The organism is Pseudomonas sp. GL_139_B, from assembly GCF_057834475.1.
Window position 1 is genome coordinate 3,304,982 of sequence record NZ_CM174403.1, and the last position, 22,329, is coordinate 3,327,310.

The window sequence follows — 22,329 nt, forward strand, 5'->3', positions numbered from 1 at the left end:
TGTGGGAGTGCTCCTACAATGCCCACACTTCCCGCACCGGCTTTCCCATGGACATCGACCTCGCTCGCACCTTTCTTGAAATCGTCCGCCACGGCAGCCTCGCTGCGGCGGCCGAGAAGCTTCACGTCACCCAGACCGCAATCACCGCGCGTGTGCAGAAGCTTGAAAGCCATCTGGGCAGCACGCTGTTCGTGCGCAACCGCGCCGGCGCGCGCCTGACGCCCAATGGCGAGGCCTTTGTGGTGTATGCCAATCAACTGGTCGAGACCTGGGAAGCGGCACGCCGGGATTTGCCGCTGCCTGAGGGTTACCGCGATGTGCTGCACATCGGTGGCGAGGTCAGTTTGTGCAATCCGTTGATGCTCCGTTGGGCCGGTGAACTGCGCGAGAAGATTCCCAGCCACGCCCTGCGCATGGAAATCCGCGACGGCGAAAACCTTTTGCGGCAACTGGAGCTAGGCGTGCTGGATGCAGCGCTGGTCTATCAACCGGAATACTGGCCGCGCCTGCAAGTCGAGCAGGTGCTGGAAGAAAAACTGGTGCAGGTGCGGTTGACCAGCAAACCCGACCCCTACGTGTACATCGACTGGGGGCCGGATTTCCGCCGCCAGCACGATGCAGCACTGCCGGAAAAAGCCAAAGCCGCGTTGAGCTTCAACCTCGGCCCACTCGGTTTGCAGTACATCCTGGAAAACGGCGGTAGCGGCTACTTCCGCACACGCGTGGTCCGCAGCTACCTGGAAAGCGGTGTACTGGAACCCGTACCCAAGGCCCCGGAATTCAATTACCCGACTTACCTGGTGTATTCGCGCGATCGCGACTCGGTCACCCTGCAACGGGCATTCGATTTGCTGCGTGAGGTGATCGAGTCTGATGAGGACTGGTCGCAGCGCTGGGATCCGCTGAGCTAGTACACCGGACCATGGCGTTTGTGTCCTCTAGTTGCGCAAGCCTTTGCGGGCAGATCAGCTAATCTGCTGGCTATAACAATAACCAGAGGTGAGCGCAGTGAGGCAGACCACCCAGGTATTCCGCAACCGCTATCGCGCCGACATTCATCCCCTGTACAACCCTTGGCTTCACGGTGCTTTTGTGCTGGTTTTCGGGGTGTTGGCCATCGGCGGATTCTGGAGCGCCGTGCATCAGGTCACGCCGCTGGAATGGCTGGCGGTGCCGGTCACGTTGTTGTTCTTCAACTTCGGCGTGTACGGGGTGCATCGACATCTGGGGCATCACAAAAAGAGCTTTGCGCGGATGTTCTACGCCCGCCATGCCGGCGACCATCACAGCTTTTTCGCACCTGGCCACATGACCTACGACAGCGCCCGGGACTGGCGAGTGATTTTGTTTCCAGCCTGGCTGATCGTGGTGTACACCGGCGTCATTGCCCTGCCCCTGTGGTGGCTGCTTAAGCGGTTTGATACCAACGTCGCCGGCTTGGTGGGCGGCTGTCTGGTCCTGGGTTACCTGACCTATGAAGTGTTTCATGCCTGCGAGCACCTGCCGCCCGATAACCCGGTCACGCGATTACCGTGGATTCGTCAGATGCGCCGCCTGCATGAACTGCATCACCGCCGCGAGCTGATGCAGGAGCGTAATTTCAACATCGTGTTTCCGCTGATGGATTACCTGTTCGGCACCCTCTACCGGGAGCCGGATCATGCCCCCCGGCCCTTGACGAGAACGCCCATGACCCGCATGCAGCACCAGATCGCTATCGCTGGAAATCCGATGGACGTGCTCGCTTATGCCAGCACCGTTACCCGTTGGCCAGAGTGGCATCCGTCTTCCCTTAAGGTCGACGGTCAGGCCGGCCCGCTGCACGCCGGCTCACGGTTTGAGGAAAACATCAGGGCCGGCGGCTGCGACGGGCACCTGAGTTGGGAGGTCAACGAATACCTGCCGGGACGCCGTTGGAGTGCCCAGGCGAAGGGTGATCACGGGTTGTCACTGGAGGTGACTTACGAATGCGCGGCTGCGGGTAATGGCACGCAATTTATCCGAACCCTGGAGTATCAGTTCGCAGGTATCGGAATGCGCATTGCCAATCAGCTGTTGCTCAAACGGCGCATCGAGCGTGAATCAGCCGAATCGATGCTGGCCTTGCGGGAGATGGCGCAAAAACAACTGACACCCACCGGAGCCAACGTGTGAGAAAAATCATCAAGTTCCGGCATCTGCTGGCATTGCTCTTGATTGCCCTTTGCGCCTTCCTGTTGCTGTTCCCGACCAAGGTGCACCCGGTCGCCTGGAATCCGCCACCGGCGCCCTCCCTCACCAGCGGTGTCTACGCCGACAATCAGCGCCTCAAAGGCGTGGAGCGTGTCGGGCCGGCTGACATTGAAGGACCGGAAGCGCTGTTGCTGGAAAGCGACACGCTGATCACCGGTCTGCGTGACGGCAGGTTGATTCGCACGAGCTTCGACGGCAAAGAAACCAAAGTGCTGGCCGTTACCGGCGGCAGACCCTTGGGCCTGGCGCGTCACCCCAATGGTTTGCTGGTGATCGCGGACGCCGTTAAAGGGCTGCTTTCATTGGATGCCCAAGGCCAGTTGATACCGTTGACCACCACCGCTGACGGCGTACCGTTTGGTTTTACCGATGACGTGGCCATCGACACGTCCGGGCATTTCGCCTATTTCAGCGACGCCTCCAGCCGGTGGGGTTACGGCAAGGATGGCGAGGCGATCATTGAACATGGCGGCGATGGCCGTTTATTGCGTTATGACTTCCAGACCGGGAAAACCAACGTACTGCTGGACAAGCTCGAGTTCGCCAATGGCGTAACGCTGGGCCCGGACGACAGCTTTGTACTGGTCAACGAAACCGGTGCCTACCGGATCAGCCGCTATTGGCTGACCGGACCGAAAGCAGGCACGCATGACGTGTTTATCGACAACTTGCCGGGATTGCCGGACAACCTTGCATTCAATGGCCGCGACCGGTTCTGGGTGGCGCTCTATGCGCCGCGCAACGCGCTGCTCGACCGCACGGCGGCGCATCCTTTCGTGCGCAAGCTGATTGCTCGGGCGATGACAGTGCTACCTAAACCAGTAGAAAAACGCGCCTTTGCCTTGGGGTTGGATCTGGACGGCAAGGTAATTGCCAATTTGCAGGACGCCAGCACAGGTAATTATTCACCGATCACCACGGTGCGTGAGTATGGGGATTGGCTGTATTTCGGTTCGCTGAAAGCAATGAACATGGCGCGGTTGCCGCTCACCACCGCCCTCCAGAAATAACACACATCAAAATGTGGGAGCGAGCCTGCTCGCGAAGGCGTCGTGTCAGTCGATAAAAATACTGAATGAAAGGACGCCTTCGCGGGCAAGCCCGGCTCCTACAGGCGGGCGTGGGTTATTCGGAATCTGCGTCGTCAGCTGTTTCCTCATGCCCCAGCTCAGGGTCATCATCGTCGAGATCCGGATGGGTCGTGATGTGGTTCGGGCTCAAAGGCTCAGGATGAGTCGGTATCGGGTCGTACCCGCCCTGCTCTTCACTCGGAAATTTGGGATTAGACATAAGGCACCTCTCAGGGAGTAATTAATGGTGACTCTTCACATTCGAGGTGCCCGTTTTTTACGCCGTTCCAAATTATGCGACTGATGCGACACCGGTCGTCGGTAACTCGAGACGGCGCGTCAGGACGATGCCTGCAATTGTTGGACGATCTTGTCCTTGACCTGCAATCGCTTCTCCTTGAGCTTCTTCAACACGTCATCACTGGGCGCATCGGATGACGCGGTCTCGGCCTTCACCACTTCAGCGTCCGCCTGGGAGTATTTGTTGATCAGTGAATCCAGAAACGGATCCTTGGTGCGTTTTTGCTGGATCTCTTCCTTTGTAACCTTCAAGTCCTGAAACAGGTCATGGGGCACCGGCATGGAACACCTCCGTTTTGATGATCGGAAGCAAACGCGATCGATTGCGTTCACCAACTATCAGAATGGCCTTGGTTTGAGGGTTCTGTCGACCACCTGTCAGACCAGCGGTGTCCGTTCGTCGTCCTGTCGCAAATGCGATAAAACCTTTGCCCAAACCCCGGCCTCCACAGCTTAACGATCACTGGATCACTTTCAAAAACCTGTGTGGAGAACAACCAATGGACGGATTCACCCTGCGCCATCTCGCCCTGGCTGTCGCCTTGAGCGCCAGTATTGGCTCGGCACTTGCCGCCACCTCCAATGATTTCGTCGACAGTGCAGCTGCCGGCGGCATCGCAGAGATCGAAACCAGTCGTTTAGCGCTGGAAAAAAGCACTTCTGCCGACGTCAAAGCGTTCGCCAATATGATGATCACCGATCACTCGAAGGCCAACGACGAACTGACTGCCCTCGCGAAAAAACATGACATCGAGGTGCCGGACACGACAACGCTGGTCAAAGAGGCCAAGGAGAAAATTCTCGACATGCGCGATGAGTCCTTCGACGCGGCGTATGCGAACAACCAGGTTAAGGCCCACGAAGACACCATCGAGTTATTCAAGAAAGAAGCCAACACAGTGACGGACGACCGAGTCAAAGGTGCCACCGCGTTGAAAGGCTTTGCACAGCAAATGCTGCCCACCCTTGAGAAACACCTGGCCATGGCGAAAAAGCTCCAGGCCGCCCACCCTGATAAATAACCCGATCAGGAAGCCATAACATACCTGTAGTAGCTGGCGAAGCCTGCGTCCGGCTGCTACAGGGTGTGTTGTTCCTTCTTGATCATCAGCGTTTTTATTGCTCACCGAATACCTTGAAACCGGACTGGGCTCCCCGATTCTCAGCCAAAAATCGCCGATCTAAGCAACGCCGACTAGAGTTACCGGGCAACTTACGGCTGCAATGAAAAAAACCTGCACAAATCGAACAACTATTTCATTCGGCAAAGGTCACTCACTCACGCCGGTCGTTTTTCAATGGAACCGGCAAAGACTCATTCAGGAGCACATGGACATGGCAGCACTGCAAATCAGCACACTCGATGCGATGAAAAATAACCAGACGCAACTGCTCACCGAATGGATCAAGGGCCTGGAAGCCAATGGCGCTACTCGCAACCTCAAAGAACACGACCTCAAGCAGCAAACTGCAGAGTTTCTGCACCTTGTAGTCAGCGGGCTGGAAAACGGCAACGGGCCAAACGTCACCGCGCCGGGCTGGGACGAGGCGCGTCAGTTCCTCGAAAAGCTCTCCCACAGCCGCGCTCTGCTCGGCCAGGATTCCCACCAGACCGCCAGTTTCATCTTTTCGCTCAAAGGCCCACTGTTTGGCCTGCTGCAAAGCCATTACAAAGACAGTCCGGCCGTGCTCGCCGAGCAGCTCTGGGAAGTGTCCGAACTGCTCGATGCGCTGGGTATGCACACCATCCGCACCTTCCAGAAATCCCGAGAAGCGGTGATCAAGCGCCAGCAAGAAGAACTGCTGGAGCTCTCCACGCCGGTGGTCAAGCTGTGGGACGGCGTACTCGCGCTGCCGATGATCGGCACGCTGGACTCGCAACGCACCCAGGTGGTGATGGAATCGCTGCTGCAACGGATCGTCGATACCGGCTCGGAAATCGCCATCATCGACATCACCGGCGTGCCGACCGTCGATACCCTGGTGGCCCAGCACCTGCTCAAAACCGTGACCGCCATTCGCCTGATGGGTGCCGACTGCATTATCAGCGGCGTGCGTCCGCAGATCGCCCAGACCATCGTACACCTGGGCCTGGACCTGCAAGGTGTGGTGACCAAAGCCAACCTGGCCGATGCCCTGAAACTGGCCCTGACCCGCCTGGGAATTACCGTCAGCAAGACGGTATAAGCGCATGGACAGAATTCCGATTCTGCAGATGGGCGACTTTCTGCTGGTGACCATCCAGGTCGACATGCACGACCAACTCGCCCTGACCCTTCAGGACGACTTGTCCGAGCGCATCAGCCGTACGTCGGCGCGCGGAGTGTTGATCGACATTTCCGCACTGGACATGGTCGACTCCTTTATCGGCCGGATGATCGGAACCATCTCCGGCTTGTCGAAAATCATGGACGCCGAAACTGTGTTGGTGGGCATGCAACCGGCGGTTGCGATCACGCTGGTCGAGCTGGGTCTGACCCTGCCTGGGGTCAGCACGGCGCTGAACGTCGAGCGCGGAATGAAACTGTTACAGGCACGAGTACGCGAGCAATGAACGTGCGCAGCAGTGGCTCTCATTCAATTCACATCGAACAGGATGTAGTCCTGGCCCGACAAGCTGCCCGCAAACTGGCCACCGAATGCGGCATGCGTCTGATTGATCTGACCAAACTGGTGACCGCTGTCAGTGAGCTGGCGCGCAACACCATGGTCTATGGCGGTGGCGGCGATATGGACTGGCAGATCCTCGACGAAAATTCGAGGGTGGGTTTGCGCCTGACCTTTCGCGACGAAGGCCCGGGCATTCCCGACATTAAATTGGCAATGACCGACGGCTGGACCTCCGGCAGCGGCCTCGGGCTGGGCTTGACCGGGGCCAAACGGCTGGTGGATGAGTTCGAACTGGACACCGCGCCCGGCAAAGGTACTCGCGTAACGATCACGCGATGGACATGAACATTACAGGCACCCTCACCGACGTGCTGTTGATCGAAGACAGCAGCCAGATCGGTCATGCCAGGCGCACCGCGCAGAAACTCGCCGAACACATCGGCTTCGACGCCACCGATGCCGGGCGTGTGGCGTTGGTGGCCACCGAACTGGCGAGCAACGTACTCAAACATGCTGCCCGTGGCGAACTGCACCTGCGGACCGTGCCGTTTAAACACGGCCAAGGGATCGAAATACTCGCGGTTGATCGCGCGCAGGGCTTTGATTTGCAGGCGTGCCTGGCGGATGGGTTCTCCACCGGAGGCACTCAGGGCATTGGCCTGGGTGCGGTGTCGCGCCAGACCGACGTGTTCGATGTATTCGCCGATTCAAGGGGTGCCGTGCTGTTGGCCCGTTTGTATCCGCGAACCCACAAAGTAGTGGACCTGCGATTGGGGGTCAGCCAGCACTCTCTGGCCCGTGACCCAGCATGCGGCGATGTCTGGCACCTGGCAATTGACGGCCCGAACCTCAGCGCCTTGGTGATTGACGGTTTGGGGCATGGCGAAGAAGCCGAACTCGCCGCCCGCGCCGGTGAAAAAGCCTTCGCGCGAGCGCCTTTCGCCTCGCCAGTGCTCCTGCTCGAAGACATTCATCAGACTATGATCGGGACCCGCGGTGGAGCGTTGGCCATTGCGCAGTTCGACGCGCAGCGCGACAAACTGACCTTCACTGGCATCGGCAACATCGGTGCCAGCGTGATCGCAGCGGACAAATCCCGTGGCCTGGCGTCCCACCCAGGCATCGTTGGCGGGCAGTATCGAAAAGCCCAACCCTTTGACTATGCTCACGTGAAGGGACATCTATTGATCATGTACAGCGACGGCTTGCAGTCCCGATGGAACTTGCACGACTACCCTGGCCTGGCGCACCGGCATCCGGCCGTGATCGCCGCCGTGCTGCACCGCGATTTCTGTCGCGGCCGGGACGATGTGACGGTATTGGTCATTACCCTGGAGGCCGCCCATGGCTGAGTCCCCCACCCTCGCGCCCGACGAACAAACGGCGCTGATCGCACGCTTGCAGAGTGAAACCGCCGCCCTGCGCGAAGAGCTCGATGAAACCAATCAGGGCGTGCTCGCGCTGTACGCCGAGCTCGACACCCAGGCCGAAGAGCTGCGTCAGGCCTCGGACCTGAAAAGCCGTTTCCTGTCGTACATGAGCCACGAGTTTCGCACGCCGCTGGGATCGATCCTGAGCATCGCCAGCCTGCTGAGCGATGAACTCGACGGCCCTCTAAGCCCCGAGCAACACAAGCAGGTCACCTTCGTCAGCACCGCCGCGCGGGAATTGAGCGACATGGTCGACGACCTGCTCGACCTGGCGAAGATAGAGGCCGGGCGCATCACCATTTCACCGGCCTGGTTCGACATGCTGGACTTGTTCGCCGCCCTGCGCGGCATGTTTCGCCCGATTGTCGACGCCAGCGCCGTGGACCTGATCTTCGAAGAACCGATAGGTTTGCCGCGTTTGTACACCGATGACAAGAAGCTCGCACAGATCCTGCGCAACTTCATTGCCAATTCGCTGAAGTTCACCACGCGCGGGGAAGTACGAGTGTCGGCCCGGCTCGAAGGCACGAACTTCGTGCGCTTTGCCGTCAGCGACACTGGAATTGGTATCGCTGCCGAGCTACATGGCGCATTGTTCGAGGACTTCTCCCAAGTCGATTCGCCCTTGCAAAAGCGCTTGCGCGGCACCGGCCTGGGGTTGTCGTTGTGCAAACGCTTCGCCGCGTTGCTGGGCGGCGAAGTCGGGGTTGAGAGTACACCGGGGGTCGGTTCGACCTTCTTCGTGATCATCCCGCTGGCCATCGCCATGGAGCCTGCCGATGAAACGTGACATCCGCCTGCTGATCGTCGACGACAACATTGCGACGCGCTACGCCCTGCGCCGACGCCTGGAGTCACACGGCTACAGCGTGCTGGAGGCCGGGACCGGCAGCGAGGGCCTGTCGCTGATCAACAACGAAGCGATCGATGCGTTGATTCTGGACGTCAACCTGCCGGACATGAGCGGTTTCGACATCGTGCGCAAGCTGCGTTCCGAGCCCGCCACCGCCCTGCTGCCGGTGATTCACGTGTCGGCCGCCTCGATCCAGACCGGCGACATCATCACCGGCCTGGACGCCGGTGCCGATGCCTACCTGATCCACCCTGTCGACCCGGACGTGCTGCTGGCGACTCTGCGCACCCTGCTGCGGGTCCGTGACACCGAAAACGCCCTGCGTGAGAGCGAAGCGCGGTTCCGCGAGATTTTCGTCAATGTGTCGGCGCCCATCGCGGTATTGGACGCGCAGTTCAAAGTCCACGAGTGCAACCACGCCTTTTCCCGGTTGATTCAGGACAACGTCGACCCGGACACCCTGGGTGAATGCTTCGCTGAAGAACAGGACGTGGTGATCGAAGAACTGCGCCTGCGCCTGCTCGCTGGCGAGCGTTGGAAAGGCATTTTGAACCTGCGGGTGGAGGGTAAACTACGGGAAACCGAGTGGCAGATTTCGCCCTATCGCACACCGGGATTGAGCCTGGTGTTCGTCGAAGACGTCACCGAACACCGCCACCGCGAACGCTCGCACCTGGCCCGCCTCGACGACGCCACCTCGCAGCTGGAACGTGAAATCGCCGAGCGCGTGCGCACCGAAGCCCAGTTGCTGCAAGTGCAGAAAATGGATGCGCTGGGCAAGCTGACCGGCGGCATTGCACATGACTTCAACAATCTGCTGACCGGCATCATCACCAGCCTGGAGTTGATCCAGAAACGCGTCGCCGACGCGCGCACCGACAAGATTCAGTTCTATGCCGACGCGGCGTTGAACTCGGCCATGAGCGCCGCCGCGCTGACCCATCGTTTGCTGGCCTTCGCCCGTCAGCAACCGCTCGATACGCGGCCGGTGGACATCAACGAACACATCCGCTCTCTAGAAGAATTGCTGGTGCGCACCATCGGCGAACACATTGCGCTGAAACTTGAACTGACCTCCAAAGCCGCGATTGCGCTGGTCGATCCGATCCAGCTGGAAAGCGCCGTGCTCAACCTGGTGATCAACGCCCGCGATGCCTTGCCACAAGGCGGGAATATCTGGGTCAGCACCTACGCAGCGTATTCCCATGGTGACCTTAAACTGGCGGATGGCGCCTACGTCGCGCTGTCAGTACGCGATGACGGGACCGGTATCGAACACAGCGTGATCGACAAGGTGTTCGACCCGTTTTTCACCACCAAACCGCTGGGCCAAGGCACCGGCCTGGGGCTGTCGAGCATTTACGGGTTCGCCCGGCAATCGGGGGGCGATGCGCACATCCGCAGCGTGGCCCGACGCGGCACCGAGGTGACCATCATGCTGCCGGCCAGTTCGGACCCGACCACGGCTGACGTGGCATCAGAGGCTGTGGATCAACAAGGTTCGGGCGAGCATGTGCTGATAGTCGAGGACATGCCTTCAGTGCGTATGTTTGTCGCCGAGGTGCTGGTGGATGCGGGATATCGCTGCACCCAGGCGGGTGATATCGAAGCCGCCCTTGAACGCCTGCAAAACGATCCGTCCATTGATCTGATGCTGACGGACGTTGGCCTGCCGCGCATGAATGGCCGGGAACTGGCGGATGTTGCGCGAGGGTGGCGTGAGGGATTGCCGATCCTGTTCATGACCGGTTATGCGGAAAACGCGATCAACCGGCAGGTGTTTTTGGGGGATGGCATGGAGATGCTGATCAAGCCGTTTCAGATCAGTGAACTGCTGGACAAGGTCAGACGCACACTCGGTTACGCCTGATAGATCGCCATCGCGAGCAAGCTCGCTCCCACAGTTGACCGCCTTCCAATGTGAGAGCGAGCCTGCTCGCGAAGAGGCCAGCAAAAACAACCCATCAACCCCTGCCAAGCACCCGAGCCAAAAACGGCGCAGTCCTGCTTTTCTTGCTTTTAGCCACCGTCTGCGGCGTGCCGGCCACGACGATTTTCCCGCCCTGATCCCCGGCCCCCGGCCCGATATCGATCACCCAATCACTCTGCGCCACCACGCGCATTTCATGCTCGACCACGATCACCGTGTGCCCCGCCACCACCAGCGTATTCAATTGTTCCAGCAACCGATCCACATCTAGTGGATGCAAACCGGTCGTGGGCTCATCGAGCACATATAACGTCGCCCCACGCTGATTACGTTGCAGCTCGGTCGCCAGTTTGATCCTCTGCGCTTCACCACCCGACAACTCGGTCGCTGGCTGCCCCAGGCGCAAATAACCCAGACCAATATCCCGTAGCACCTCTAGTGAGCGGCGAATCCCCGGCTGCTCGGCGAACACCTCGACCGCTTCGTCCACCGTCAGCTGCAACACCTGCGCGATGTTCAACCCTTGCCAGGTGATCGCCAGTGTCTCGGGGTTGTAGCGCGCGCCGTGGCACGTCGGGCATGGCGCGTAGACACTGGGCATGAACAACAATTCGACGCTGACAAAGCCTTCACCTTCGCAAGTCGGGCAGCGGCCCTTGGCGACGTTGAACGAGAACTGCCCGGCGTCGTAGCCCCCGGCCTGCGCCTCGTGCGTGGCGGCATACAGCTTGCGCACGTTGTCGAACAGCCCGGTGTAGGTCGCCAGATTGGAGCGCGGTGTGCGGCCGATGGGTTTCTGATCGACCTGCACCAGGCGCTTGATTGATGCCAGCCCCGCCGTGACCTGTCCGCCGCTGACTTGCGGCGCATCGTCCTCAAGGCTCAACGCTTGGGCTTCGCTGTCGCTGGCGGCGCGTCCCAAATGGGCGCCGACCAACTCCAGCAGCGCCTGGCTGACCAGGCTCGATTTACCGGAACCGGACACGCCCGTTACAGCGGTAAAACAGCCCAGCGGAAACTCGACGCTGAGGTTGTTCAGGTTGTTGCGGGTGATCCCCTCCAGGCGCAGCCAATCGGTGGCCGCTCGACTGACGCGCGGTTCGGTGACGTGTTCGGCGAACAGATAGGCGCGGGTCTGCGAGTTCGTCACCTCGGCCAGTCCTGACGGCGGACCGCTGTAGAGAATCTGGCCGCCGTTCTCGCCCGCCGCCGGGCCAACGTCGATCAACCAGTCGGCGCGGTGCATGGTTTCCAGATCATGCTCAACCACAAACAGCGTATTGCCCGCAGCCTTCAGACGTTGCAGCGCTTCAAACAACGCCTCGCCGTCCGCCGGGTGCAGGCCGGCCGAAGGTTCATCCAGAACGTAGATCACACCGAACAATTGCGAGCCCAATTGCGTCGCCAGTCGCAGTCGCTGCAACTCGCCGGAGGACAACGTCGGCGTACTGCGTTCCAGCGCCAGGTAACCGAGGCCCAGATCCGTGAGGGTGCTGACCCGCTCCAGCAAATCCTGTGCGATCCGTTGCGCGGCCAGGCGTTTTTCCACCGACAAATTGGGTGTGTGGCGCACATCCGGCGCATTGGCATGACCACTGGCACCGTGGGCAACCCGCGCTTCACGGGCCTCACGTGTTTGCCGGTGGGTCAACACGTCGCCCGCCTCCTCGGCCTGCTCAAGGTAACTGTGCGCCGCCACCGGCTTCAGCACGGCGGCCACTTGCAGCAGCGGCATCTGCGATAACTCACCGATGTCGTAGCCTGCAAACGTCACCGACAACGCCTCACGCTTGAGCCGTTTGCCGTCACACAACGGGCAAGGACTGCCGAGCATGAATTGCGAAACGCGCTTCTTCATCAGCGCACTTTGCGAGTGGGCGAAGGTGTGCAGGATGTAGCGTCGAGCGCCGGTGAAAGTGCCCTGATAACTGGGCTCCATGTTGCGTTTGAGCGCAACGTTGGTTTCCTCCGGTGTGAGCCCGGCATACACCGGCACCGTCGGTGTTTCTTCGGTGAAGAGGATCCAGTCGCGCTGTTTTTTCGGCAGATCGCGCCAGGGTTTATCGACGTCGTACCCCATGGTCACGAGGATGTCGCGCAGGTTCTGGCCTTGCCATGCCGTAGGCCAGGAAGCGACCGCGCGCTGGCGAATGGTCAGGCTCGGGTCGGGCACCATCAGCGCTTCGGTGACGTCGTAAACCCGTCCCAACCCATGACACTCCGGGCACGCGCCTTGCGGGGTGTTGGGCGAGAAGTCTTCGGCATACAACATCGCTTGTCCCGGCGGATAGCTGCCGGCCCGGGAGTACAACATGCGGATCAGGCTCGACAACGTCGTCACGCTGCCCACCGAAGAACGGGTGCTCGGCGTGCCCCGCTGCTGTTGCAGGGCCACGGCCGGTGGAAGACCTTCAATGGAGTCGACATCGGGTACGCCGACCTGATCGATCAGCCGTCGCGCATAAGGCGCCACGGATTCGAAATAGCGGCGTTGCGCTTCGGCGTAGAGCGTCGAGAATGCCAGCGAAGACTTTCCCGAGCCGGAGACACCGGTGAACACCACCAGCGCATCGCGCGGGATGTCGACGTCGATGTTCTTGAGGTTGTGCTCTCGGGCGCCGCGCACCCTGACCATGCCGGAGGGAGGGTTGGAGGTGCGCTTGGACGTCATCGAGTGACCTTAATCAGATATTAGAAAAAACACCAATCCCCTGTGGGAGCCGAGCTTGCTCGCGATGGCGGTGTGTCAGCCATTGAGGACTGTGCGAACCATTCGGGTCAGTGCTTCGGGGTCGTAGGGTTTGCTCAGCAAATGTGTGTCGGGGCTGAGTAGGTGATTGCGCGAGATCATGTCACGGGTATGGCCCGAGGTGAACAACACAGCCACTGGAGGCGTTTGCACTTTGGCCCAAGCCGCCAGGTCAGCACTTTTGATCAGGCCGGGCATGACCACGTCAGTGAAAATCAGGTCTACCGCCGTGCCCTCCAGCAACATCTGCATCGCCTGGTCGCCGTTGGCCGCCGTCAACACCTGATAGCCTTCTTCGCGCAGCAACTCCACCGCCGAGACGCGTACTGCTTCGTTGTCTTCGACCACCAGAATGGTTTCATGGCCACCGCGCTGCTGTGCATCTTGCTGCGTTGTTTCACTGGGTGTCGGGCGCAGGCTACGCGGAAAGTACACCTGCACCCGGGTACCCTGCCCCTCGGTGCTGGAAATCTCGATGTGCCCGCCGCTCTGTTTGACGAAGCCGAACACCATGCTCAACCCCAGCCCCGTGCCCTGGCCGTCGGCCTTGGTGGTGAAAAACGGTTCGAAGGCCTGCGCAAGCACCTGTGGCGGCATGCCAATGCCGGTGTCCGCCACCGCGACGCAGACGTAGTCGCCGGCCACGATCCCCTTGCCTGCACAAAACTTCTGGTCGAGGGTGATGTGCTCGGCACTCAGACCGATGGTCCCCTCACCTTTCATGGCATCTCGGGCATTGATTGCCAGGTTGAGAATGGCGTTTTCCAGTTGATTGCGGTCAACAAAGATGTGCCAGGGATCATCCGGGGCGTTCACTTTGATCTGCAGGGTTTCACCCAGCGCTCGCTGCAAAATTTCTCCCAGACCTTCGAACACTTGCTTTGGATTGCAGACGGCTGGCGACAGTGGCTGGCGACGGGCGAAGGCGAGCAATTGCGAAGACAATTTGGCGCCACGTTCTACGGCGGCGATGGATGCACTGACCCGACGCTGCACGTTGGCGTTGTCCGGTTCGTGCCGCGCCAGCAGGTGCAGGTTGCCGGCGATCACCTGTAACAGGTTATTGAAGTCATGGGCCACACCACCGGTAAGGCCGCCGATGGCTTCGAGTTTCTGTGATTGGCGCAGTTGTTCTTCGGCAGCCAGCCGCGCTTCAACTTCATCGGCGACACGCTGCTCCAGGTTGCGTGTAAACCTGAGCAAGGATTCTTCGGCAGACTTGCGTTCATGGATGTCGATCAATACGCCGGGAAAGCGGAACGGTTCGCCCTGTTCGTTAAACTCGCAACAGCCACTCGCTTGCACCCAGAGATAACTGCCATCCGGGCGCAGCACCCGATACTCCGCATTAAAGGCATCACCGGTTTCTACCGATTGATTGACCTGTTCCTGCACCCAACTGAGGTCGTCGGGGTGGATCCTGGCTTCGGCGACATCCGGGGGCAGGTCGGCCAGATCCTGATCAGCGGAAAAGGAGAAGGTACGGGCGAAGCGCTCGTCGCCGGAAAGTCTGTTGGCCTTGATGTCCCAGACGAACGAGCCGAGCAAAGCCCCGGCATTGAGTGCCAGGCGCACCCGTTCGTTGTCGGCGCGATAGGCGTCTTCGGCGGTCTGACGGCGGCGTTCGGAAATGACATGCTCCGTGGTTTCGACCACCATCGCCATGACCCCGGCGGGCTTGCCGTCATCATTAGCCACCGGGCTGTAATAGAGGTCCAGCCAGACATCTTCGGGGATACCGTCGCGCAGCAACACCAGCTCTTTATTGCGATAGGACAAGGTGCCACCCGCCAGACAGGTATCGACCACGTTCCGATTGAATTCGGCGACTTCCGGCCAGCCCATTTCCACCGGGACTCCCAACAGGTAAGGATGGCGGCCACCGGCGAATTTGGAGTAGGCATCGTTGTAGATCATGTGCCCGGCGCGCCCCCACAGCATCACCATCGGCAGTGGCGAGGCGAGCATCAATTGCACCGCACTGCACAGGCTCGCGGGCCAAGTGTCGAGACGGCCAAGTTCGGTCTGGCACCAGTCGAACGCACGAATACGCCCGGCCATTTCGCCGGACCAGCCGGTACACCCGTGGCTTTCATCTAAAAACTGCATCGACTGGCTCTGAGTCCCTGTAAGTGAATTGACTTAGGGGGTCGCAACGACATGAGGACGGTGTGGGCCCGTTTGTTTCGAGCGTCGCCGACGTCAATGGTTTCATAGAGGTTAGCTGATTCTTGGGGCCTTCTGCAGACACCCTGGTCCATTGTGGGAGCGAGCCTGCTCGCGATAGCGGTGTGTCAGTTGGCATAAATGTTTAATGACACACCGCTATCGCGAGCAGGCTCACTCCCACAGGGGGATCTGCGGTAGACACAATTTTCGCATTCAGCGGAAATCCCGGCTGCGTACGCTGATGCCGTCCAGCAATGAGCTCAGGTCGCTCAAGCGTCCGGCAATCAGGTGGCGAACCTCGCCTTCCTTTTCCCAGCGGCCATCGACCTTGAGCAATTGCGAGCCGACCAGCACCTGGCGTTGCCTTTCGGCCAAGTCGCGCCAGACCACCACGTTGACGTTGCCGAACTCGTCTTCCAGGGTCACAAAGGTCACCCCACTGGCGGTGCCCGGACGTTGCCGCCCCGTCACCAGGCCTGCGACGCTGACCGGGCGCCCGTGTTCGACCGCCATCAGTTCTTTCGAACTGCGACAGCGCCGGGCTTTCAGTTCACCGCGCAGTAACGCCAGCGGATGCGGGCCGAGGGTGGTGCCGACACTGGCGTAATCGGCTTGCAGGTCTTCGCCGACAGTGGGTTTGGGCAACGACACGACGTCCTCTTCCTGACTCGGCAGACCGACAAACAAGCCGAGTTGCTTTTGCACCCCCGCCACCTCCCAGCGCGCCCGATGCCGGTCACCGGCCAACCCCCGCAGTGCGCCGGCATCGGCCAGTTGTTCCTGAGCGCGGGCATCGAGTCGCGCACGTTCGCCGAGGTCGGCGATGTCGACAAACACCCCACCCGAGCGCGCCGCTTCGATGCGCCGGGCATCGTCTTCGCGAAAGCCCTTGATCATCCGCAACCCCATGCGAATCGCCGGTTGCGCACCGGCCATCGGCTCCAGGCTGCAATCCCAGTCACTGGCACGCACATCCACCGGGCGAATCTGCAAATGATGCCGGCGCGCGTCCTGGAGAATCTGGTCCGGGCTGTAGAAACCCATCGGCCAGCTGTTGATCAGCGCACACGCGAAGGCCGCGGGTTCGTGGCATTTGAGCCAGCAACTGGCGTAGGTCAGCAAGGCGAAACTGGCGGCGTGGGACTCGGGAAACCCGTAGCTGCCAAAACCTTTGATCTGTTCGAAGATCTGCGCGGCGAACTCAGCCGTGTAGCCGTTCTTTTTCATCCCTGCGGCCAGCCGATCCTTGTGCGGTTCCAGCCCGCCGTGGCGTTTCCAGGCCGCCATGGAACGGCGCAACTGATCGGCCTCGCCGGGGCTGTAGTCGGCGGCGACGATGGCAATCTGCATCACTTGTTCCTGGAACAGCGGCACGCCGAGAGTGCGTTTGAGCACCTCCCGCAACGCTTCGGAGGGATAACTTTCAAGCTCTTCCTTGTTTCTTCGCCGCAGGTAGGGATGGACCATACCGCCCTGGATAGGACCGGGGCGAACGATGGCCACCTCGATCACCAGATCATAAAATTTGCGCGGTTTGAGTCGCGGCAACATCGACATTTGTGCCCGGGATTCGATCTGGAATACACCGATGGTGTCGGCACGGCCAATCATGTCGTAGGTGGCCGGATCTTCGGACGGGATCGTCGCCAGGCTCAGGTCAATGCCTCGGTGGCGACGCAGCAGATCGAAACAACGACGGATCGCGCTGAGCATGCCCAGCGCCAGAATATCTACTTTGAGCAGCCCGACTGCGTCCAGATCATCCTTGTCCCACTGAATGATCGTACGCTCGGCCATGGCGGCGTTTTCCACCGGCACCAGACTGTCCAGGGGCTGCTCGGAAATCACGAAACCACCGGGGTGCTGGGACAGGTGCCGGGGGAAACCGATCAGCTGTTGCGTCAAGCTCAAGACCCGACGCAGCACCGGGCTTTCGGGGTCGAATCCGCCTTCCAGCAAACGCTCCACGGGCGGAGTGGCATCGCTCCAGTGGCCGCAGCAATCGGCCAGGGCGTTGATCTGGTCAGGTGGCAGACCCAACGCCTTGGCCACGTCACGCACCGCGCCGGCCGCGTGATAGGTGCTGACCACCGCCGTCAACGCCGCGCGCGTGCGGCCATAGCGCTGGAATACATACTGCAAGACTTCTTCGCGACGTTCGTGTTCGAAGTCCACATCGATATCCGGCGGCTCGTTGCGCTCCTTGGAGAGAAAACGCTCAAACAGCATGTTCATCCGGTCCGGATCGATCTCGGTGATGCCCAAGGCGAAACACACCGCCGAGTTGGCCGCCGAGCCTCGGCCCTGGCAGAGAATTTTCTCGCGCCGGGCGAAGGCGACGATGTCTTGAACGGTCAGGAAATAACTTTCGTAGCCTAGCTCGGCAATCAGCCCCAGTTCCTTGTTGATCAGCCTCCGCACTTTCTCGCTCGCCCCTTGGGGCCAGCGCTCGCGAATGCCGCGTTCAGTCAGTTCGCGCAGCCAGGAATCGGCGCTGTGGCCTTGCGGCACCAATTCCCGCGGGTACTGATAACGCAACTGGCCAAGGTCGAAGGTGCAACGCCGGGCAATGGTCAACGTTTCATCGAGCAAGGCCTGTGGGTAGATCGATTGCAACACCTCCTGGCTGCGCACATGCCGCTCGCCATTGGGGTGAAGGCGCAGCCCGGCTTCGGCCACCGGCAGGTGATGACGGATCGCGGTCATGGTGTCCTGCAAGGCCCGGCGGCCACGGGTGTGCATGTGCACATCGCCGCTGGCCACCGCAGGAATCCGTAACTCCCGCGCCAGGGCCAGCAACGCGTTCAGGCGCCGGGTATCGTCCTGGCCTCGATGCAACTGGACGCTCAGCCACAGGCGTTCGGCGAAGGTCTGTTGCAGCCAGCGGCCCTGTTCGAAGCCATCAAAAGCGTCCGGCACCCACAACACCAACAGCCCCGGCATTGGTTCGCTGAAATCTTCGCGCAGCACCTGATACTGGCCTTTTTGCGTACGGCGTCGTGCCCGGGTAATCAGCCGGCACAGGGTTTGGTAACCCTCAAGGTTCTCCACCAGCAGCACCAGTTTCGGGCCGTTCTCGATGCGGATTTCGCTGCCGATAATCAGTGGCAACTCCACCGCTTTGGCCGCTTGCCAGGCGCGGACGATGCCGGCCAGGGTGCATTCGTCGGTGATCGCCAGCGCTTCATAACCGTGCTTTTTCGCCCGCTGAAAGAGTTCGAGGGCACTGGAAGCACCACGCTGGAAGCTGAAGTTCGACAGGCAGTGCAACTCGGCATACCCGACGCTCATGCGAACCAGCCTTGCAGCCACAGCGGACCGCCCTCACCCACCGCCCGATACGCCCAGCCCTGCTGGCCGGAGCGGGTTTCGATGAGGTAGTAATCGCGGCGTACGTCGGCGCCGTCCCACCAGCCGGATTCAATGCGTTCCGGGCCCATGAGGATGCGGGTCGAGCCTTCGTGGATAGCCTGCGGTTCCGTCAGCAACCAGCCCGGACGCTGCACACCCGGCAACCCCGCGCACAGTTGATGGTCGACCCGCGCCTGCCACGCACACTCTGGCCGGTGATCGGCCTGGAAGCGCAAGCCGTGCACCGCCTCATCGCCGAGCCGCGCACGCAACCGTTCACGCAGTTGCTCCCACGGCAAGGATTGCTGCGGGCGGTCGTCGAATAATTCCTGATACTGCGGGACGAAGCTCGGCAAGTCTTCGGCACGCAGCCGAAAACCACGCACCGGGGCTTCGACCTGAACCTGTTCCAGTCGCCCCCGGGCCAGTTCGAAGAGCATCGCTGGATCGCGTTCAGCGCTGAGCAGGCCGACCTTGATCACCGAGTCCGGCAAGCCGGCGTGTTCCAGGTGCAGGTCGAAACGCTGCACGCCGCTGTCCCGCCCACAGAGAAAGGCCGACAGATCGCCGGTCAACCGCCGCAGCGGGAACAGCAACGCCTGATGCGACTGCACGTCGAAGTTGAGTTCAATGCGCACGTCGAAACGGTCCGGCGGCAGGTAGAACGCCAGAGCCAGTCGCCGCTCCCCCGTCAACGTGTCCAGATGCTTGAGCACCTGGGCTTCGAAACGCCGGGCCAGACTCTGTCGCGGCAGCGCCTGCACCTGGCTCAAGGTGCGCAAGCCCATGCGCGATAACGCCGTGGCAACCATCGGTTCCAACGCGATCCGATCGATGGGCAATTGCCCGAGATGGTGCTGCAAGGCGTCGTTGTCCGGCACCACCAGCCCGTCATACACGTTGGCCAGCACCCGCGCGGCCACCGGGTTGGGCGCAGCGACGATGCGGTGGCGAAAACCCAGCTCGCCGAGCTCGGCGCGCAACCGCGCCTCAAACGCTGGCCACGGCCCGAACAAGCCCAGGCTGGATTCGATTTCAAACACCACGGCACGCGGGTAATGCACGCTGACCTGAGAGCTGAACCGATAGGCCCACGCCGCCAGAAACTGCTGCCAGTGCTCGATCTCGGCGGCATCGTATTCGGCCGTGGCAAAGCCTTTGCTCAAAGCCTGCGCGGCGGTCATCGACTGCCCCGGACGCAAGCCCAGCGCCCGCGCCGACGCGTTGACCGCTTGCAACACCCGACGCTGCGCCGGGCCGGTCAGCAGTGCCAGCGGCTCATCAGGATCGGGACGCTGACGCAGTACCGCGTCCAGCGCCAATTGCGGGAAGAGAATACAGACCCAGCGCATGGCAACCTCAATGCCCCACGGGGAAGGCAATCGGCGCCGAACGTGCTAGCCCGCCCCGGCACTTGAGCACGCGTAATTGCGCAGGTTTGGCATCGATGGCAATGCGCAACGCCGCAGGTGAAGGGTTGATCGCTTCATGGATCGAGCGGTAGGCGAATGCCAGGGTCGAACCGGTTTCCGCTGCCACCTGCAACCGGCGCAACGCACGATCATCGGCCTTGTGCGGCCAGCACAGCACAGCGCCGCAACTGCCGGAGCGCAGGCATTGTTCTGCGGCCCATAAGGCATCGCGCTCGCTGGCCTGGATGATCGACAGCTGGCGCAGATCGACCCCGGCGTTCTGCCACGCTTGCGGGTACGGCACGTACGGCGGCGCCACCAGCACGATGCGCTCACCCGCCGCCGACAACCGCGCCAGCGCCGGCCACACCAGCTGCAATTCACCTACGCCCTGCCCGGCCAGGAGAATTTCGGTCAGCGCCGCTTCCGGCCAGCCACCGGTGGGCAACGCTGCATCCAGCGCGGCATGCCCGGTGGGTTGCGGGCTGACGGCCGGTGGCGCAGGCCGGCCCTTCCAGACCTGGCCGCCATTGAACAGCGTATCCAGCGCAACGACGGCGCCCATCACCCTTGCCTCACCAGACCGCAGAACACCCCTTCAATGGCGAGGTCCTGATCGGGCTGCACGATGATCGGCTGATACGCCGGGTTGCGCGGCAACAGGCGAACCGTGTCGCCGGTCCGCTCGAAACGTTTGATGGTGACTTCACCGTCCAGTCGCGCCACCACGATCTGGCCATTGAGCGCTTCCGGGTTGCGCCGCACGCCCACCAGATCGCCGTCGAGAATGCCGTCCCCGATCATCGAATCGCCCTGAACCCGCAGCATGTAATCCGGCACCCGCGAGAAGATCGACGGATCCAGCAGCAAGCGGCTGTGCACTTCGGCATCGGCGCCGATAGGCGCACCTGCAGCCACCCGGCCGAGCACCGGAATGTCCAGCAACTCGGGCCGCGCCGGTTGCCCGAGCAAACGGATGCCCCGAGCCTGATGGGGATTGACCTCGATGAAACCGGCCTCGGTCAGCGCCAGCACATGCTTGCGCGCCACGCTGCGGGAGGCAAAACCAAAGGCCTCGCTGATTTCAGCGAGGCTCGGGGACTGGCCGTGCTCCGCGATTCGGTCGCGGATAAAGGTCAGGATGGCGGTACGGCGGGGAGTTAGAGTCGTCATGGAGTACATTTGTACTCTTTTGGCATTTTCCTGGCAAGGACCGCCAATCAGCTCAAACCACGAGACGCCAAAAACCCTGCGATGTAATCGATAAACGCCAGCACTTTCGCGGTCGCCCGCCGATGGCTCGGGTACACCGCCAGAATGTGCGGGCCAAAGCTGTCCGGGTCGATGTCGTAGTCAGCCATCAGCTGCACCAACCGGCCATCGGCGAGGTACGGCGCGGCACTCCAAAGCGGCGTGTGCAACAAGCCGCGCCCGGCCAGGGCGTTGGCCAGCAACAGGTCGTAATTGTCGCTGCGCAACCGCGGATTTGGCGGCTGCGGCAGGCTCAGGCGTTGCCCGTCACGCTCGACCCACCAGAATTCGCGGCTGAGCAGCGGATGGCGATACAGCAACCACTCGTGCTCATCGAGGGTCTGCGGGGTGACGGGCAATGTTTTACGCGCCAGATAGGCGGGGCTGCCGCACAGCGCCAGGCGATTACTGCCGACCACGCGGGCGATCAGCCCCGGCAAGTCGTCATGGCCTTCGCGCAACGCCAGGTCGTAGCCGCTTTCCAGCAAATTGACGAACTCGTCACACAGGTCCACCTGCAGATTGATCTGCGGGTATTGCTCCAGAAACCCGCCACACACCTGATCGAGAAACGCCTGCCCATAAGCCAGTGGCGCGGTGATTTTCAGGTTGCCGCGCAGGCCATGCTGCAACTGCTCGATTTCCTCGCCGGCTTCCTCCAGCCGCTGCAACACCTGGCGCGCGGTTTCCAGATAGAGCCGCCCGGATTCGGTCAGCAGAATTCGCCGGGTGCTGCGCTCGAACAAGCGGGCGCCGAGTTCGGCCTCCAGGTGGTTGACCGCTTTGGTCAGGGCCGACGGCGTCTTGCCCAGTTGCTCGGCGGCGCGGCTGAAACTGCCCAGTTGCGCCGTGACCACGAACATTTTCAATGCGCCCAACTTGTCCATACTTTTTCCATTCCGGCAAAAACGTTTTTCGTGAGGAAGGCGTTCTGCTGCACACCAGCAGCCACTAATCTGGCCATCAGACGCA

General features: G+C 61.2%; 19 protein-coding genes. 10 read left to right on the forward strand and 9 right to left on the reverse strand.

What is annotated here, in order from left to right; all coding sequences use genetic code 11:
- The first annotated feature begins 47 nt into the window (after nt 1-47).
- The 3 genes from AC3ISI_RS15000 (at nt 48) to AC3ISI_RS15010 (ending at nt 3,242) form a co-directional block, all read left to right on the forward strand.
- Nucleotides 48-911, forward strand: a complete 864-nt coding sequence (locus AC3ISI_RS15000) for a LysR family transcriptional regulator (protein WP_489332624.1) — start codon at nt 48-50, stop codon at nt 909-911.
- A 97-nt stretch (nt 912-1,008) separates the two neighbouring features.
- On the forward strand, nt 1,009-2,154 hold the full coding sequence (locus AC3ISI_RS15005; protein ID WP_489332625.1) for a sterol desaturase/SRPBCC family protein: 1,146 nt from the start codon (nt 1,009-1,011) through the stop codon (nt 2,152-2,154).
- Nucleotides 2,155-2,162: 8 nt separating this feature from the next.
- Entirely contained in the window at nt 2,163-3,242 is a 1,080-nt protein-coding gene (locus AC3ISI_RS15010; protein ID WP_489337721.1) for an SMP-30/gluconolactonase/LRE family protein, read from the forward strand.
- Nucleotides 3,243-3,357: 115 nt separating this feature from the next.
- Here the strand turns inward: AC3ISI_RS15010 and AC3ISI_RS15015 are convergent, their stop codons facing one another.
- Complete coding sequence (locus AC3ISI_RS15015; protein ID WP_489332626.1) at nt 3,358-3,522, reverse strand: hypothetical protein; 165 nt, start codon at nt 3,520-3,522, stop codon at nt 3,358-3,360.
- Between the two features lie 119 nt (nt 3,523-3,641).
- Nucleotides 3,642-3,884 (reverse strand): DUF465 domain-containing protein, encoded by a 243-nt coding sequence (locus AC3ISI_RS15020; protein WP_489332627.1) that lies wholly within the window; start codon nt 3,882-3,884, stop codon nt 3,642-3,644.
- Between the two features lie 218 nt (nt 3,885-4,102).
- Here AC3ISI_RS15020 and AC3ISI_RS15025 point away from each other — a divergent pair, with 218 nt between their 5' ends.
- From AC3ISI_RS15025 to AC3ISI_RS15055, 7 genes are all read left to right on the forward strand, one after another.
- Nucleotides 4,103-4,624, forward strand: a complete 522-nt coding sequence (locus AC3ISI_RS15025; protein ID WP_489332628.1) for a DUF4142 domain-containing protein — start codon at nt 4,103-4,105, stop codon at nt 4,622-4,624.
- A 313-nt stretch (nt 4,625-4,937) separates the two neighbouring features.
- Entirely contained in the window at nt 4,938-5,789 is an 852-nt protein-coding gene (locus AC3ISI_RS15030) for an STAS domain-containing protein (protein WP_489332629.1), read from the forward strand.
- A 4-nt stretch (nt 5,790-5,793) separates the two neighbouring features.
- On the forward strand, nt 5,794-6,156 hold the full coding sequence (locus AC3ISI_RS15035; protein ID WP_123431873.1) for an STAS domain-containing protein: 363 nt from the start codon (nt 5,794-5,796) through the stop codon (nt 6,154-6,156).
- Nucleotides 6,153-6,557 carry an anti-sigma regulatory factor gene (locus AC3ISI_RS15040; protein WP_489332630.1) on the forward strand — a complete coding sequence of 135 codons (405 nt, stop codon included), beginning with the start codon at nt 6,153-6,155 and terminating at the stop codon, nt 6,555-6,557. Before AC3ISI_RS15035 ends, AC3ISI_RS15040 begins: the two co-directional genes overlap by 4 nt.
- Nucleotides 6,554-7,564, forward strand: coding sequence for an ATP-binding protein (locus AC3ISI_RS15045; protein WP_489332631.1), 1,011 nt, complete (start codon nt 6,554-6,556; stop codon nt 7,562-7,564). The genes AC3ISI_RS15040 and AC3ISI_RS15045 overlap by 4 nt, the downstream gene beginning before the upstream one ends.
- Nucleotides 7,557-8,432, forward strand: coding sequence for a sensor histidine kinase (locus AC3ISI_RS15050; protein WP_489332632.1), 876 nt, complete (start codon nt 7,557-7,559; stop codon nt 8,430-8,432). The genes AC3ISI_RS15045 and AC3ISI_RS15050 overlap by 8 nt, the downstream gene beginning before the upstream one ends.
- Nucleotides 8,422-10,365 carry a response regulator gene (locus AC3ISI_RS15055; RefSeq protein ID WP_489332633.1) on the forward strand — a complete coding sequence of 648 codons (1,944 nt, stop codon included), beginning with the start codon at nt 8,422-8,424 and terminating at the stop codon, nt 10,363-10,365. The genes AC3ISI_RS15050 and AC3ISI_RS15055 overlap by 11 nt, the downstream gene beginning before the upstream one ends.
- 94 nt (nt 10,366-10,459) lie before the next feature.
- Here the strand turns inward: AC3ISI_RS15055 and AC3ISI_RS15060 are convergent, their stop codons facing one another.
- From AC3ISI_RS15060 to AC3ISI_RS15090, 7 genes are all read right to left on the reverse strand, one after another.
- The gene (locus AC3ISI_RS15060; protein ID WP_489332634.1) at nt 10,460-13,096 is read right to left on the reverse strand and encodes an excinuclease ABC subunit UvrA; all 2,637 of its coding nucleotides are present in this window, start codon (nt 13,094-13,096) and stop codon (nt 10,460-10,462) included.
- 75 nt (nt 13,097-13,171) lie between these two features.
- A complete protein-coding gene (locus AC3ISI_RS15065; RefSeq protein ID WP_489332635.1) occupies nt 13,172-15,283 on the reverse strand; it encodes a hybrid sensor histidine kinase/response regulator in 2,112 nt (703 codons plus the stop codon).
- A gap of 273 nt (nt 15,284-15,556) precedes the next feature.
- Nucleotides 15,557-18,655: an error-prone DNA polymerase gene (locus AC3ISI_RS15070; RefSeq protein WP_489332636.1), complete on the reverse strand. Its 3,099-nt coding sequence runs from the start codon at nt 18,653-18,655 to the stop codon at nt 15,557-15,559.
- The gene (locus AC3ISI_RS15075; RefSeq protein WP_489332637.1) at nt 18,631-20,046 is read right to left on the reverse strand and encodes a Y-family DNA polymerase; all 1,416 of its coding nucleotides are present in this window, start codon (nt 20,044-20,046) and stop codon (nt 18,631-18,633) included. Before AC3ISI_RS15075 ends, AC3ISI_RS15070 begins: the two co-directional genes overlap by 25 nt.
- 7 nt (nt 20,047-20,053) lie before the next feature.
- Nucleotides 20,054-20,671 (reverse strand): translesion DNA synthesis-associated protein ImuA, encoded by a 618-nt coding sequence (gene imuA, locus AC3ISI_RS15080; protein WP_489332638.1) that lies wholly within the window; start codon nt 20,669-20,671, stop codon nt 20,054-20,056.
- Nucleotides 20,671-21,288 carry a transcriptional repressor LexA gene (gene lexA / locus AC3ISI_RS15085; RefSeq protein ID WP_489332639.1) on the reverse strand — a complete coding sequence of 206 codons (618 nt, stop codon included), beginning with the start codon at nt 21,286-21,288 and terminating at the stop codon, nt 20,671-20,673. Before lexA ends, imuA begins: the two co-directional genes overlap by 1 nt.
- Nucleotides 21,289-21,326: 38 nt before the next feature.
- Nucleotides 21,327-22,244: a LysR family transcriptional regulator gene (locus AC3ISI_RS15090; RefSeq protein ID WP_489332640.1), complete on the reverse strand. Its 918-nt coding sequence runs from the start codon at nt 22,242-22,244 to the stop codon at nt 21,327-21,329.
- Nucleotides 22,245-22,329 lie beyond the last annotated feature (85 nt).